Here is a 15,770-nt window from a genome sequence, read left to right as displayed (position 1 = left end):
CAGCAAATAGTTCTTTTAAAGTAGTTAAATAGTTTTAGCTTTAAGGAAATGATAAATGATTGTTAATTCTAGCTAAAATTTAATAAAATGAAAATAAGACTAACATGGAGGGGTAAAAGTAATGACAAATGGATATATTGGTTCTTACACTAAAAAGAATGGTAAAGGGATTTATCGTTTTGAATTAAACGAAAATCAGTCACGTATTGATTTATTAGAAACAGGATTTGAATTAGAAGCGTCTACATATTTGGTGCGTAATAATGAAGTTTTATATGGAATCAACAAAGAAGGAGAACAATGCGGTGTTGCAAGTTTGAAAATTGATGACAATGGTGAATTGCATTTATTAAATAAATGTTTGTCTTCAAAAGCTGGTACAGGTTGTTATGTATCGATTTCAGAAGATAAACGATATTTATTTGAAGCGGTATATGGTGCTGGCATCATACGTATGTATGAATTAAATACGCACACAGGTGAAATTATACGTCTAATTCAAGAACTTGCACATGATTTTCCAACAGGTACACATGAAAGACAAGATCATCCACACGCACATTATATTAATCAAACTCCAGATGGTAAGTACGTTGCAGTAACAGATTTAGGTGCTGATCGTATCGTTACTTATAAATTTGATGACAACGGGTTTGAATTTTATAAAGAATCTTTATTTAAAGATAGTGATGGGACAAGACATATTGAATTTCATGATAATGGAAAATTTGCTTATGTCGTACACGAATTATCAAATACTGTGAGTGTTGCAGAATATAATGACGGTAAATTTGAAGAGCTCGAGCGTCATTTAACAATTCCTGAAAACTTTGATGGAGATACTAAACTTGCAGCAGTGCGTTTATCTCATGATCAACAATTCTTATATGTATCTAATAGAGGGCATGATAGCATTGCAATTTTTAAAGTTCTTGATAATGGTCAACACTTAGAACTAGTAACAATTACTGAAAGTGGTGGTCAATTCCCAAGAGATTTTAATATTGCCTCATCAGATGACCTTTTAGTTTGTGCTCATGAGCAAGGAGATTCAGTTGTAACTGTTTTCGAAAGAAATAAAGAAACAGGTAAAATTACGCTATGTGATAACACTCGTGTAGCATCTGAAGGTGTATGTGTCATATTTTAATCTTTAATTAATCATGATAAAAAGAAAACCATGTTTCCAAAAAATTTGTGTATACCTTGAAATTTATTGTTTTCAAGAACATCAAATTATGGAAGCATGGTTTATTTTTGTCTCAAAAATTAATTTTTAAAGAAAGCTTTGATGTATTTAAATTTACCTTTATATGGTGGTAAATGGACACCTGATTCTAATCGTGTAGATTTGAAAATGTAGCTTTTTTCATGTGTAAAAGTGTCGAATGAATATTTACCATGATAGCGTCCCATACCTGAGGCACCAACACCACCAAATGGTAATTTAGGATTCGCTAGGTGCATCAATGTATCATTAATAGCGCCGCCGCCAAATGATAGCTCGTTTATTACACGTTGTGTAGCATTTTCATCTTCGCTAAATAAATATAAACTCAAAGGTTTTGGTCTTTGGTGAATAAAGGCTATTGCTTCATCCAATGACTGATACGTTAAAATCGGTAAGATAGGACCAAAAATTTCTTCTTGCATAATTGCTGAATCACTTGTAACGTGATCTAACAATGTTGGTTCTATATAACGTTCATCCTCATCACTATGACCACCAAATACAATATTCATTTGTGCACTGTTAAGTAATGAAGTCAGACGATGATAATGTTTAAGGTTTACAATGCGGCCATAATCTGGACTTTGTTGTATATTTTGACCATAAAATTCACGCAACGTTTTTGATAGGGCTGTGATTAAATCATCTTTTACAGATTCGTGTACTAAAATGTAATCTGGTGCAACACATGTTTGGCCGGCATTAGTGAATTTCCCAAAACAAATGCGCTCACTAGCAACTTTAATATTCGCTGTTTCATCAACGATGACTGGAGATTTACCGCCCATTTCTAATGTCACAGGAACTAAATTTTCGCTGGCAGCTTGATAAACGATTTTGCCTACATTTTCACTTCCTGTAAAGAAGACATAGTCAAAAGGTAAGTGAATTAACGTTTGCGTTTCTTCAATTCCTCCCTCAATAACTTCAATGTAATTTGCATCAAATGTTTCATTGATTAACCGTTTAATCACTCGTGCAACATTAGGCGTCAACTCAGATGGTTTAATAATTGCCGTATTACCTGCTGCAATAGCACCGATTAAAGGTTCGAACACTAGTTGAAAAGGATAGTTAAATGGTGCAATGATCAAAACTGTTCCATAAGGTTCTTTTTTGATATAGCTTTTTGTTGGAAATAAATATAAAGGTGTGTCTACATTTTTTGTTTTAGTCCAGTTTTTAAGTTCCTTACGGGCAATTTTGATACTTTTCAAAGTTATGCCAATTTCAGTAGCATAAGCTTCGACTTTATTTTTTCCTAAATCTGTATATAGTGCTTCTAAAATATCGCTCTCGTATGATTTAATAGCTTTGCTTAACTTCTTTAATTGCTCTTTTCTAAAACTAATATCTTTAGTTTGTTGTGTATTGAAAAAAGCTTTACTGTCATAAAATTTTTGCTCAATGATATTCATAATGAAAAGAACCTCCTTATATGATTATTTTGGAAAAAGCGATTAATTGATTTGAATGTTGTGGCCGTTAATTTTAAATGGTCTTTCGAATTATATATGTTGAAAGTTGAAAATAGAGCGATGAATCGTGTACATAATAATATTTATAACTTTAATCATAACGAAAAAGGTAGGAAGAAAACAAAAATTTATACTCAACATCGCAAATATTTTAAGAAAATGTAAAGACAAAAGGGGAATTGTATAGAAATCACTAATCTGTGGGTTAGGGTAGCTAAAGGAATAAAAACTACTATTGAAAAAGGGTTGTAAATTAGTCAAACGTAAATAAAAAACAGTTCATTGAAAGTGAAATAAATTCTACTTTAATGAACTGTTAGTTAAATACAACATGTCTATAATTAGACAGTAATATAGTATTATTTTGTTAATGCTTCAGTGATTTGAGGTACGATTTGTTTTTTTCGAGAAACGACACCAGATAAGAAGGCCATGTCATCTTCTAATTGAACATTGAATGCTTCGCCAACTTTATCTTTTTCAGCACCTACAACTAAAATTTTAGAATCACTATTAATGATGTCAGTAACAACAAGTACAAATAAGTCATATTTTTCTTGTGCACTTACAGCTAACATTTCTTTTTCTAAATCTTCTTTACGATTTAACACTTCGTCAAGGTCAACAGCATTAACTTGTGCAATACGAGTCACATAGTCACCCATAGTAAATGATTTAGCATCCATGTTTAATAAGAATTCAACTGATTTATCAGTTGTTGAAGCACCTGCTTTTAACATATCTAAGCCGTACTTTTGAATATCAACTTTAGCAATATCTTTTAATTCTTCAGCTGCTTTAACATCTTGTTGTGTACATGTTGGTGATTTGAAAAGTAAGCTATCTGAGATAATTGCTGATAACATTAAACCGGCAATTTCAGGTTTAATTTCAAAGCCACGTTCTCTAAACATTTTGTATAAAATTGTAGCTGTACAACCAACTGGTTCAGCACGATAACATAAAGGACCAGCAGTTTCGAAATTTGCAATTCTGTGATGATCAATTACATGCTTAATTGTAGCAGAGGCAATCGTATCAGAACTTTGTTGGAATTCGTTATGATCAACTAAGATAACATCTTGACCATCTAAATCATCTGTTAATAATTCCGGAGCAGGTACATTAAATGTATCTAACGCGAATTGAGTTTCTGCACTCACATCACCTAAACGGTATGCTTTGGCTCCTGAATTACCTCGAAGTTGTTCAAATTCTGCCATAATAATCGCAGATGAAATTGCATCAGTGTCTGGATTCTTATGTCCGAAAATATATGTTTTAGCCATTGTCAAATATCTCCCTTGTAAATTGTATTCTTTATAATTATTTTAGCACGATTTAAACGTGTTGTTCTACCTCTGCACCTAATGAGTTTTTGAAATGTGCAAGTGCCCATTCATGCCCTTTTTGATTAAATGAAGCCACTCCCTCAGCAGGTACTGAAATTTTATAACCTAAGTTGTATGCAGAAATTGCTGTATGTAACACGCAAATATCGGTACATACACCAACGATTTCGACTTGATTAATACTTCTTTCTCTCAATAAACTATCAAGCGGGGTACCAAAGAACGAATCATAGCGCGTTTTATCAATGAAATGTACATTAGGTTGCGCTTTAATTGTTTCGTATAATTTACCTACTTTACCGTATAATTCTCTACCACTTGTATCTACGATATTGTGTGGTGGGAATAATTTACTTTCAGGATGATGAATGTCATGTAAATAATGTAAATCCATTAAAAAGAATATATGGTCTTGATAATAATTAAAGTCATTGATACGAGAAACAATAAAATCTTCAATATTTTGTCCAGGTTTACCGCATGTTAGTAAGCCGTCGTCTGCGATAAAGTCATATGAATAGTCAACAACTAATAGTGCGCGATGTGTCATTCAACATCTCTCCTATATAATAATAAAATAAACTCCCATCTATTCATAAATGCTAGAGTAATTTTTAACCCTAATGGTTAATATATAAATATAGATTAAGTATATAGATTAATCAACTTTTTTGGAAGAGCAAATCACGCAATCAACAAATAATATAAGAAATTTTTGCGATAGTTTTAAAATAGCTGTAATAGAATACTAAATGTGACAAACTTAGAACTAATATCAAGTGTTGATGTTTTGAATATAAAAATGCTAATAGATGGCATCACGAGATTTATGACTATCTGTTAAATCAACCTAACACGATTATAATTTGAATAATTGGTTAATATATGAGTAATTAGAAAATAGACAAAGGATGACGATTTATGTATATCAATATGAAAGATTATGGGTTAACAGGCATAAACAAAACTAAAGATACTCGAGCAATACAACGTGCGTTAAATCGTGGAAGATGTAAACCAACGACAGTTTATATACCGAAAGGGACGTATGATATTTGCAAACCATTAACGATATATGGCAATACAACACTTTTGTTAGATAATGAAACTATTTTACGCCGATGTCATTCTGGTCCTTTATTAAAAAATGGTCGTCGCTTTGGTTTTTATCGTGGTTATAATGGACACAGTCATATTCATATTAAAGGCGGCAAGTTTGATATGAATGGTGTATCGTATCCTTATAACAATACAGCTATGTGCATTGGGCATGCTGAAGATATTCAATTAATAGGTGTGACCATTAAGAATGTAGTGAGTGGTCATGCAATTGATGCTTGTGGGATTAACGGACTCTATATTAAAAGCTGTTCATTTGAAGGATTCATAGACTATAGTGGCGAACGCTTTTATTCTGAAGCAATACAATTAGACATTCAAGTACCTGGTGCTTTTCCAAAATTCGGAACGACAGATGGTACGATAACGAAAAATGTCATTATCGAAGATTGTTATTTTGGACCTTCAGAATTGCCCGAAATGGGAAGTTGGAATCGTGCTATTGGCTCACATGCAAGTAGACATAATCGATACTATGAGAATATTCATATTAGAAATAATATATTTGAAGATATACAAGGTTATGCATTAACTCCCTTGAAGTATAAAGATGCTTTCATTATTAATAATAAGTTTATTAACTGTGAGGGTGGCATTAGATATTTAGGAGTTAGAGATGGTAAAAATGCAGCAGATGTGATGACAGGAAAAGACTTAGGTTCCCAAGCAGGCATAAATATGAATATAATTGGAAATGAATTTAAAGGATCAATGTCTAAAGATGCGATACATGTACGTAATTATAATAATGTTAAACATAAAGATGTATTAATCGTTGGGAATACATTCAATAATTCGACTCAATCAATTCATTTAGAAGATATTGATACAGTGTTTTTAAGTCCTGTTGAAGCGGGTATTCAAGTTACTACAATCAATGTAGATGAAATAAAAAAGTAAAAAGTTTCGCATGACATTAGGATTAAGAATAGTAGATAATTTTTGAAAGCGCATTCATAAAACGGTATAAATATGCTATAATAAACCCAATTATCTGATAAAAGGGGTATTTTGACGGTAATGATAATACAAGATAGACAACTTTCTATACTCTAATATAGTGAGTTGAAGTAGCTTGTCATAATCATCATGAGGGGGAAATTTATGGCTTATTTCAATCAACATCAATCAATGATATCGAAAAGGTATTTAACATTCTTTTCAAAATCAAAGAAAAAGAAACCGTTTAGTGCGGGACAACTTATTGGACTAATATTAGGTCCATTACTTTTCCTATTAACATTATTATTCTTTCATCCACAAGACTTACCTTGGAAAGGCGTCTATGTTTTAGCGATTACTTTATGGATTGCGACTTGGTGGATTACTGAAGCAATTCCTATTGCAGCAACGAGCTTATTACCAATTGTGTTATTACCATTAGGTCATATACTTACACCAGAACAAGTATCATCCGAATATGGCAATGATATTATCTTTTTGTTTTTAGGTGGATTTATTTTGGCAATTGCAATGGAAAGATGGAATTTACATACGAGAGTAGCGTTGACAATTATTAATTTGATTGGTGCAAGCACTTCAAAAATATTACTTGGATTCATGGTGGCAACAGGATTCTTATCTATGTTTGTATCGAACACTGCAGCTGTAATGATTATGATTCCGATTGGTTTAGCAATTATTAAGGAAGCACATGATTTACAAGAAGCCAATACGAATCAAACAAGTATTCAAAAGTTTGAAAAATCTCTAGTTTTAGCAATTGGCTATGCAGGTACGATTGGTGGCTTGGGTACATTAATCGGAACCCCGCCATTAATTATTTTAAAAGGACAATACATGCAACATTTTGGACATGAAATTAGTTTTGCTAAATGGATGATTGTAGGGATTCCAACGGTCATTGTTTTGTTAGGTATTACTTGGCTCTATTTAAGATATGTTGCGTTTAGACATGATTTGAAATATTTACCTGGTGGTCAGACGTTAATTAAACAAAAGTTAGACGAGCTTGGCAAAATGAAGTATGAAGAAAAGGTAGTACAAACTATCTTTGTACTTGCTAGCTTATTATGGATTACAAGAGAGTTTCTTCTGAAAAAATGGGAAGTTACGTCATCTGTTGCAGATGGTACGATTGCTATTTTTATATCAATATTATTATTTATTATTCCAGCTAAAAATACTGAAAAACATCGCCGTATCATTGACTGGGAAGTTGCAAAAGAGCTCCCTTGGGGTGTATTAATTTTATTTGGTGGCGGTTTAGCATTAGCGAAAGGTATTTCTGAAAGTGGTTTAGCAAAATGGTTAGGCGAACAGTTGAAATCATTAAATGGTGTTAGTCCGATTCTTATTGTAATTGTCATAACAATCTTTGTCTTATTTTTAACTGAAGTGACATCTAATACTGCAACTGCAACGATGATTTTACCGATTTTAGCAACGTTGTCTGTTGCTGTTGGAGTGCATCCATTACTACTTATGGCACCTGCAGCTATGGCGGCTAACTGTGCATACATGTTACCAGTAGGGACACCACCGAATGCAATTATCTTTGGTTCTGGTAAAATATCTATCAAACAAATGGCATCAGTAGGATTCTGGGTAAACTTAATCAGTGCAATAATTATTATTTTAGTCGTGTATTATGTAATGCCTATAGTTTTAGGTATTGATATAAATCAACCACTGCCATTGAAATAGTAATTGCAGATTAGAACGAAAAATAAAAGGTTACATTAGCAATTGCTTGGACGAGTGGTAACGAAACGTATACCGCAGCATCGTGTAAAAACAATACAAACAAAAGAAAGTCAACCAAGGATGGATTCCTATTTTAATCCTTGGTTGACTCTTTATTTTATTTAAATTGTAGAACCTAGAAAATAAAGTTTAATTAAAAGCACCAATCATTTCTACTTTGAAATCTAAGGTTTCTAAAATAGCAATGACTTTCTTTATATCGGTTGTAATTGCAGAATCAGCCTGAACGAAAAATCGATACATACCTAATTGTGTTTTTAAAGGACGAGACTCAATCCAGGATAAATTAATATTAAACAAAGCAAATGTATTAAGCACACTTGCTAACAACCCAGGTTTATCATGCATTGGTGTAATTAAAAACATCAATGATGTCGCATTTTGATCAAATTGCTGCTGATTTTTTATAACTAAAAAACGTGTCACGTTATGTGGATAGTCTTCAATATGTGTATCAATAGGTGTAAAACCATAAGCTTCGCCACTACCTAAAGGTGCAATTGCTGCAACGCCATTTTCAATTTTAGTCAAACTTTGAATTGTACTGTCGACATAATCATAGTCAAATTGATGTTGATGTATGTAATTTGTTGTTTGACTGATTGCTGGTGCAATAGAATACACTTTTTTAATATCAGAAATGGAATCTGTTCCATTACCATATAATGCAAAGTTAATATCTAAACGTATTTCACCGTGTGCAAAGACATCTTGCTGTGCAAGTGCATCTGCCACAATGTTGATTGTTCCTTCTATAGAATTTTCAATAGGGACAACACCAATCGATGTGTCATCATCTGCAACTGCCTTGATGACTTCAAATAAATTTGACTTTGGTTGAAAAGTTGCTTCATTTTCAGAAAAATACTGACGACAAGCCAAATATGAAAATGTACCTTTAGGGCCTAAATAATATAATTGCATATGCTACACCTCTACTAACTTAATGATGGAAAGGGCACTGGTTAGCATTTGATTCTTTCTTTTTATAGAAAAAGTTTGGATCTTTTACTGTATTGTCATATCCGTGATGATAATTTGACGTCAATGTTGGAGATAATGGCGGTGCTAGCCAAGACCATTTTCCGGTAACTTGACGACCTTGTTGTGCTTCGTTACGTTCGAATAGTTCGAATTGCTTTGCAGCGGTCAAATGATCGACAATTGATACGCCTTCTTTTTTAAAGGAATGATACACAGCATAGTTCAATTCAACAAGTGCTCGATCTTTATTAAATGAATTATTTTTAAGTGTATCAAATTCAAACGCATCTGCAACTTTTTCTAGTAAATTGTAACGGTAATCATCAATAAAGTTACGTACGCCAATTTCAGTTACCATATACCAACCGTTAAAGGGTGCAGTTGGATATACAATGCCACCGATTTTTAAGTCCATATTGGAAATGATAGGGACTGCATACCATTTTAAGTTCAATTTTCTTAATTTTGGATAATGATTATGTTCAATAGGTACTTCTTTAATTAATGAAGTAGGATATTCGTAAAATTTAACTGACTCATTAGGTAATTGGTAAATCAGTGGTAACACGTCAAAATTAGTACCTTTTCCTTTCCAACCTAAGTGATTTGCTAAGCGTGTAACTTCTTTTTCAGCAGGATCACCACAATTGTCATAGCCAGCATAGCGAATTAATTGATTGTTGAAAATTTTAGGTCCATCCTTTGGAGCATATATAGTAATATACGGCTTTAATTTACCTTCATTTGTAGCCTGTGTAATATGATAAGTAATTGATGATAAGAACGATGCTTCGTCAGTAACATCTCTTGCATCAATGACATTTAACGAATCCCAAAATAAACGACCAATGCAACGATTTGAATTACGCCAAGCCATTTTAGCACCATAAATAAGTTCTTCTTCTGTATGTGTATATGTCCCAGTTTCTTTTATTTCTAGTTCAATGTCATGTAAACGTTTATTGATAATTTGCGTTTCATAATGACACTCTTTATACATGTTTTCTATGAAAGCTTGAGCCTCTTTAAATAACATTAACAACACCTCGCTTTATATTATAGTCTACATTATTAAAATACTCTTAAAAATTATGTATATGTCATTAAATTGTTGGTTGATTTTAATTAAAAGTATGGAAATTAAGGGGCTCTTATGTATATAAAAAAATGAATTATGATAAAATGTAAGAAAATATTTAGGTCGATTGGAGAGATACAAGTGTACCAATTAGAAGACGACAGTTTAATGTTACATAATGACTTATATCAAATAAATATGGCTGAAAGTTATTGGAATGATAATATTCATGAAAAAATGGCTGTATTTGATTTGTATTTTAGAAAAATGCCATTTAATAGTGGCTATGCTGTTTTTAATGGTTTAAAACGCGTCATTGATTTTATAGAACATTTTGGATTTTCAGAATCTGATTTGGAATATTTAAAGTCTATTGGCTACAAGGATGATTTCTTATCATATTTAAAAGATTTAAAATTCACAGGCAGCATCCGTTCGATGCAAGAAGGCGAATTATGCTTTGGTAACGAACCATTGTTACGCGTAGAAGCACCATTGATTCAAGCGCAATTAATAGAAACAATTTTATTAAACATTGTAAATTTCCATACATTAATTACAACAAAGGCTAGCAGAATTCGTCAAATTGCATCAAATGATAAATTAATGGAGTTTGGTACACGTCGTGCGCAAGAAATTGATGCAGCATTGTGGGGCGCTAGAGCTGCTTACATCGGGGGCTTTGATTCTACAAGTAATGTTAGGGCGGGGAAATTATTTGGTATACCTGTGTCTGGTACACATGCACATGCATTTGTCCAAACTTATGGAGACGAATATGTTGCCTTCAAAAAATATGCTGAAAGACATAAAAATTGTGTGTTCCTAGTAGATACATTCCATACTTTAAAATCTGGCGTGCCAAATGCAATAAAAGTTGCAAAAGAATTAGGTGACAAAATTAACTTTGTAGGTATTCGATTAGATTCTGGAGATATCGCTTATTTATCTAAAGAGGCAAGACGTATGCTTGATGAAGCAGGATTTACTGAAACTAAAATTATCGCGTCTAATGATTTGGATGAAGAAACGATTACGAGTTTGAAAGCACAAGGTGCAAAAGTAGATTCTTGGGGCGTTGGTACAAAGCTGATTACAGGATACGATCAACCAGCATTAGGTGCAGTATATAAACTTGTAGCTATTGAAAATGAAGATGGTTCATATAGTGATCGTATTAAATTATCAAATAACGCTGAAAAGGTTACGACGCCAGGTAAGAAAAATGTATATCGCATTATAAACAAGAAAACAGGTAAGGCAGAAGGCGATTATATTACTTTGGAAAATGAAAATCCATACGATGAACAACCTTTAAAATTATTCCATCCAGTGCATACTTATAAAATGAAATTTATAAAATCTTTCGAAGCCATTGATTTGCATCATAATATTTATGAAAATGGTAAATTAGTATATCAAATGCCAACAGAAGATGAATCACGTGAATATTTAGCACTAGGATTACAATCTATTTGGGATGAAAATAAGCGTTTCCTGAATCCACAAGAATATCCAGTCGATTTAAGCAAGGCATGTTGGGATAATAAACATAAACGTATTTTTGAAGTTGCGGAACACGTTAAGGAGATGGAAGAAGATAATGAGTAAATTACAAGACGTTATTGTACAAGAAATGAAAGTGAAAAAGCGTATCGATAGTGCTGAAGAAATTATGGAATTAAAGCAATTTATAAAAAATTATGTACAATCACATTCATTTATAAAATCTTTAGTGTTAGGTATTTCAGGAGGACAGGATTCTACATTAGTTGGAAAACTAGTACAAATGTCTGTTAACGAATTACGTGAAGAAGGCATTGATTGTACGTTTATTGCAGTTAAATTACCTTATGGAGTTCAAAAAGATGCTGATGAAGTTGAGCAAGCTTTGCGATTCATTGAACCAGATGAAATAGTAACAGTCAATATTAAGCCTGCAGTTGATCAAAGTGTGCAATCATTAAAAGAAGCCGGTATTGTTCTTACAGATTTCCAAAAAGGAAATGAAAAAGCGCGTGAACGTATGAAAGTACAATTTTCAATTGCTTCAAACCGACAAGGTATTGTAGTAGGAACAGATCATTCAGCTGAAAATATAACTGGGTTTTATACGAAGTACGGTGATGGTGCTGCAGATATCGCACCTATATTTGGTTTGAATAAACGACAAGGTCGTCAATTATTAGCGTATCTTGGTGCGCCAAAGGAATTATATGAAAAAACGCCAACTGCTGATTTAGAAGATGATAAACCACAGCTTCCAGATGAAGATGCATTAGGTGTAACTTATGAGGCGATTGATAATTATTTAGAAGGTAAGCCAGTTACGCCAGAAGAACAAAAAGTAATTGAAAATCATTATATACGAAATGCACACAAACGTGAACTTGCATATACAAGATACACGTGGCCAAAATCCTAATTTAATTTTTTCTTCTAACGTGTGACTTAAATTAAATATGAGTTAGAATTAATAACATTAAACCACATTCAGCTAGACTACTTCAGTGTATAAATTGAAAGTGTATGAACTAAAGTAAGTATGTTCATTTGAGAATAAATTTTTATTTATGACAAATTCGCTATTTATTTATGAGAGTTTTCGTACTATATTATATTAATATGCATTCATTAAGGTTAGGTTGAAGCAGTTTGGTATTTAAAGTGTAATTGAAAGAGAGTGGGGCGCCTTATGTCATTCGTAACAGAAAATCCATGGTTAATGGTACTAACTATATTTATCATTAACGTTTGTTATGTAACGTTTTTAACGATGCGAACAATTTTAACGTTGAAAGGTTATCGTTATATTGCTGCATCAGTTAGTTTTTTAGAAGTATTAGTTTATATCGTTGGTTTAGGTTTGGTTATGTCTAATTTAGACCATATTCAAAATATTATTGCCTACGCATTTGGTTTTTCAATAGGTATCATTGTTGGTATGAAAATAGAAGAAAAACTGGCATTAGGTTATACAGTTGTAAATGTAACTTCAGCAGAATATGAGTTAGATTTACCGAATGAACTTCGAAATTTAGGATATGGCGTTACGCACTATGCTGCGTTTGGTAGAGATGGTAGTCGTATGGTGATGCAAATTTTAACACCAAGAAAATATGAACGTAAATTGATGGATACGATAAAAAATTTAGATCCGAAAGCATTTATCATTGCGTATGAACCTCGAAACATACATGGTGGATTCTGGACTAAAGGCATTCGTCGTAGAAAGCTTAAAGATTATGAACCAGAAGAACTGGAAAGTGTAGTAGAACATGAAATTCAAAGTAAATGAGAATGAAACAATTGCTGATTGTTTGTCACGAATGAAAATGCAAGGGTATATGCCGGTAAAACGTATTGAAAAACCCGTGTTTCAAGAGCAAAAAGATGGCACGGTTGAAGTATCACATCAAGAAATCGTTTTTGTAGGTAAGAAAATCCAATAACATAATCCAATTTAAATAAAGACTATTTGAAGAGGAAAGGCTATTCAAAGTTTGAGTAATTTTACTTTGAATAGCCTATTTGTTTATACATGCAAGATGCTCGATCCATATTGTATGAGAAACCCCCAGCAAGCTATATAAAGCATATGCTGGGGGTTCTTAATATTTTAAAAATTATTGTTAGATTATATATATCGTCGCTTTTTCTAAAACAATCTCATCGCATGAAATTTTTTCTTCCTAGAGACCTTTAATAAGATTAATAGTTTACTTAATCATATCTAGATAGTCTTATGACTTATGCTTAATGAAAGTCATTCTAGGAGAAGTTCCCAAAGCTTCTGTGTTCATAATTGTTAGTAGTATTTTATTATCATTTGGTATAAATATTTCAATAACAATTGAGCTATTATTTTTATTATATAATGTGAGTTGTTTGTGTTCTGTATTTATATATTTGCAAATGTAATCAGAATCGTCTGAGGTACTGAGAATAAATTTTAAAGGACTATCATTTAAATCTTGAGGATGCCATTCTCCCTCAATAATATTAAGATAATACTTAGCCTCTGAATTACATTTGAATTTATCAATACTAAATAATTCAATTTGTTCCATAATATTATTTACCTTTCTAAAATACAAATTTTAATAACCATAAATAGATGAATACCATCGATAATGGTCGCCATTGGATACTGGAATAACATTGTTTTTAGCATCTTGAGTCATAAAACCATTATCCCATGGATTCCATATAATTATAACCTCTTGTCCATTATCTAATTTAGCGTTCCCAACAACTGCCATGGCATGCCCTGCGTGCATACCATTTCTTGATTCTACTCTACTACCTAAAACAGCAATTCCTTTATTATTTTTAGTAAGATTGTCAACTTCATTATATGTAGTCATTCTATTAAGAAGTTGTGGACTTCTTCCCTGAGTTTGTCCAAAATAAATCATCTCTCTTGGCGTTAAACCAGTAAATTGGAATCGTTGTCCTTGTAAGTTTGGGTGTAAAAATCTCATCACAGCTTCTGCATGATATTTGTTAGTATTATAAGTCGCATTTAGTAATTCAGACATCGTATAGCCTGCACACCAACCATTGTTACCTTGAGTTTCTCTTATCTTGAAATTCTCAAGTTTATTTATATATTGCTCGTTGTAAGTATAATTATTACTTTTAAATTGACTAGTTGGCATAGTGACAGAAGCTTTTTGCTTTAGTTGCGTTACATTATTGCCAGTAGGTATACTCTCAGTCTTTTTTAACTTTTTATCTTCTAGACGTGGTGTTTTTAGTACTAGTTTAGCTTTATGATTTTGAGTAACCACATAGTAACCTTTTGAGTTTGTCAAAATAGTAATTTGTTGATCTTTATATTGATTTAAGACTTTAGATAAAAATGGAGAAACATTGATTGTGTATTTAGAAGATGAACTAGAATACTTAGTGATTTTTGGTGAAATTGTAACTATATAATCGATATTACCTTCAGTGTTCAAAACTGGAAAATAATAATTACCATCACTCTTTTTGTTGAATTTATAAATTTTAAAAGGTTCACCAAGTGTATACGAGGCTTTCTCTTTATTATAGATTTTATCAAGTGAAGTAACATAAGAAAGATAGTCTTTTTGCGCTAAATTACGTACGTCAGTAGGAACACTCTTGTCCTCGACATTAACTTGCACATGCTTCTTATCTTTTGCTTTGATATTTGAATTGCTCTCAGCGTTTGCAATAGGGGTAACACTTAAAGAAAATATTAAACTTAAAGCTATTAATTTTGGAAAGTTTCTTTTCATATAAAAACTCCTTTATTTTATTATAAAATAATTATATTAAATTTAGTTAAGAGTTTCAATATAAAATTTTAATCTATGTTTAAAAAATAATTAATTTTTACACATTATCAGTTTATGTAATAATTTAGTAGCTTATTTACTAAATTGCAAACATCTCATTCAATAATTAATATGATCGAAAGTTTCATGAAAATATATTAGTCGATTTTGAAAGAAGCGTAGTCAATTTATGTCTTTCTATAAAAATTTACTATTAAAAAAATCTCTGCGTATTTTTCTATAATCAGTTTCGTATTTATACGATTCTGGAGTTCAATATTAATGTCTTATATTTAAAATGCCACACCTATGCAATAGAATATATATTCTTTTTGTGAGTAGAAAATTTGTTATATTAGAAGCGAATAATTTTAAAACATATTATGAAATGTAAGAAGAAATATTATGAAACTAGGAAAAGTAGATTGTTGAAAATTCCATACAATAGGAGAAGTAAAGTGAATAAATTCTGGTATTACTAAAGCTATTGATTGT

At 31.8% G+C, this 15,770-nt stretch carries 16 protein-coding genes; 8 read left to right on the top strand and 8 right to left on the bottom strand.

From position 1 onward, the window contains the following. Positions 1-121 precede the first annotated feature (121 nt). The gene (pglS, locus tag JG553_RS07065; protein WP_000181322.1) at positions 122-1,150 is read left to right on the top strand and encodes a 6-phosphogluconolactonase; all 1,029 of its coding nucleotides are present in this window, start codon (positions 122-124) and stop codon (positions 1,148-1,150) included. Positions 1,151-1,269: 119 nt separating this feature from the next. Here the strand turns inward: pglS and JG553_RS07060 are convergent, their stop codons facing one another. Then, on the bottom strand, positions 1,270-2,649 hold the full coding sequence (locus tag JG553_RS07060) for an aldehyde dehydrogenase (protein WP_001021214.1): 1,380 nt from the start codon (positions 2,647-2,649) through the stop codon (positions 1,270-1,272). A gap of 51 nt (positions 2,650-2,700) precedes the next feature. Between JG553_RS07060 and JG553_RS07055 the strand changes: the two genes are divergently transcribed. Then, positions 2,701-2,874 carry a hypothetical protein gene (locus JG553_RS07055; protein WP_001790680.1) on the top strand — a complete coding sequence of 58 codons (174 nt, stop codon included), beginning with the start codon at positions 2,701-2,703 and terminating at the stop codon, positions 2,872-2,874. A 194-nt stretch (positions 2,875-3,068) separates the two neighbouring features. Here JG553_RS07055 and JG553_RS07050 read toward each other — a convergent pair whose 3' ends face one another. Beyond that, complete coding sequence (locus JG553_RS07050; RefSeq protein WP_001140871.1) at positions 3,069-3,998, bottom strand: manganese-dependent inorganic pyrophosphatase; 930 nt, start codon at positions 3,996-3,998, stop codon at positions 3,069-3,071. Between the two features lie 52 nt (positions 3,999-4,050). Next, positions 4,051-4,611 (bottom strand): cysteine hydrolase family protein, encoded by a 561-nt coding sequence (locus JG553_RS07045; protein WP_000149686.1) that lies wholly within the window; start codon positions 4,609-4,611, stop codon positions 4,051-4,053. 371 nt (positions 4,612-4,982) lie between these two features. Between JG553_RS07045 and JG553_RS07040 the strand changes: the two genes are divergently transcribed. Both JG553_RS07040 and JG553_RS07035 read left to right on the top strand, forming a co-directional pair. Next, positions 4,983-6,080 (top strand): glycosyl hydrolase family 28-related protein, encoded by a 1,098-nt coding sequence (locus JG553_RS07040; protein WP_000275730.1) that lies wholly within the window; start codon positions 4,983-4,985, stop codon positions 6,078-6,080. 204 nt (positions 6,081-6,284) lie between these two features. Continuing rightward, a complete protein-coding gene (locus JG553_RS07035; protein ID WP_000323161.1) occupies positions 6,285-7,847 on the top strand; it encodes an SLC13 family permease in 1,563 nt (520 codons plus the stop codon). A gap of 10 nt (positions 7,848-7,857) precedes the next feature. On the opposite strand, the gene JG553_RS07030 is transcribed toward JG553_RS07035, so the two are convergent. From JG553_RS07030 to JG553_RS07020, 3 genes are all read right to left on the bottom strand, one after another. Further along, entirely contained in the window at positions 7,858-7,965 is a 108-nt protein-coding gene (locus JG553_RS07030; RefSeq protein WP_001802312.1) for a hypothetical protein, read from the bottom strand. A gap of 71 nt (positions 7,966-8,036) precedes the next feature. Continuing rightward, positions 8,037-8,831, bottom strand: a complete 795-nt coding sequence (locus JG553_RS07025) for a prephenate dehydratase (RefSeq protein WP_001177828.1) — start codon at positions 8,829-8,831, stop codon at positions 8,037-8,039. 19 nt (positions 8,832-8,850) lie between these two features. Further along, positions 8,851-9,927 (bottom strand): nitric oxide synthase oxygenase, encoded by a 1,077-nt coding sequence (locus JG553_RS07020; protein ID WP_000897635.1) that lies wholly within the window; start codon positions 9,925-9,927, stop codon positions 8,851-8,853. Between the two features lie 183 nt (positions 9,928-10,110). On the opposite strand from JG553_RS07020, the gene JG553_RS07015 reads away from it, so the two are divergent. The 4 genes from JG553_RS07015 to JG553_RS07000 all read left to right on the top strand — a co-directional run bounded on the left by JG553_RS07015 (position 10,111) and on the right by JG553_RS07000 (position 13,421). After that, entirely contained in the window at positions 10,111-11,580 is a 1,470-nt protein-coding gene (locus tag JG553_RS07015) for a nicotinate phosphoribosyltransferase (RefSeq protein ID WP_000284431.1), read from the top strand. Continuing rightward, on the top strand, positions 11,573-12,394 hold the full coding sequence (gene nadE / locus JG553_RS07010) for an ammonia-dependent NAD(+) synthetase (protein WP_000040873.1): 822 nt from the start codon (positions 11,573-11,575) through the stop codon (positions 12,392-12,394). The genes JG553_RS07015 and nadE overlap by 8 nt, the downstream gene beginning before the upstream one ends. A 270-nt stretch (positions 12,395-12,664) precedes the next feature. After that, complete coding sequence (locus JG553_RS07005; RefSeq protein WP_000011542.1) at positions 12,665-13,267, top strand: DUF2179 domain-containing protein; 603 nt, start codon at positions 12,665-12,667, stop codon at positions 13,265-13,267. After that, positions 13,248-13,421, top strand: coding sequence for an NETI motif-containing protein (locus JG553_RS07000; protein WP_000669862.1), 174 nt, complete (start codon positions 13,248-13,250; stop codon positions 13,419-13,421). Before JG553_RS07005 ends, JG553_RS07000 begins: the two co-directional genes overlap by 20 nt. A gap of 291 nt (positions 13,422-13,712) precedes the next feature. On the opposite strand, the gene JG553_RS06995 is transcribed toward JG553_RS07000, so the two are convergent. Both JG553_RS06995 and scpA read right to left on the bottom strand, forming a co-directional pair. Next, positions 13,713-14,039 (bottom strand): staphostatin A, encoded by a 327-nt coding sequence (locus JG553_RS06995; RefSeq protein WP_000434933.1) that lies wholly within the window; start codon positions 14,037-14,039, stop codon positions 13,713-13,715. 30 nt (positions 14,040-14,069) lie between these two features. Next, a complete protein-coding gene (scpA, locus tag JG553_RS06990; protein ID WP_000827748.1) occupies positions 14,070-15,236 on the bottom strand; it encodes a cysteine protease staphopain A in 1,167 nt (388 codons plus the stop codon). Between the last annotated feature and the right edge of the window lie 534 nt (positions 15,237-15,770).

The sequence above is a fragment of the Staphylococcus sp. T93 genome (assembly GCF_016743875.1).
In the GTDB taxonomy this organism is placed as follows: Bacteria; Bacillota; Bacilli; order Staphylococcales; family Staphylococcaceae; genus Staphylococcus; species Staphylococcus aureus.
This window is presented reverse-complemented; position numbering and strand designations above follow the sequence as displayed.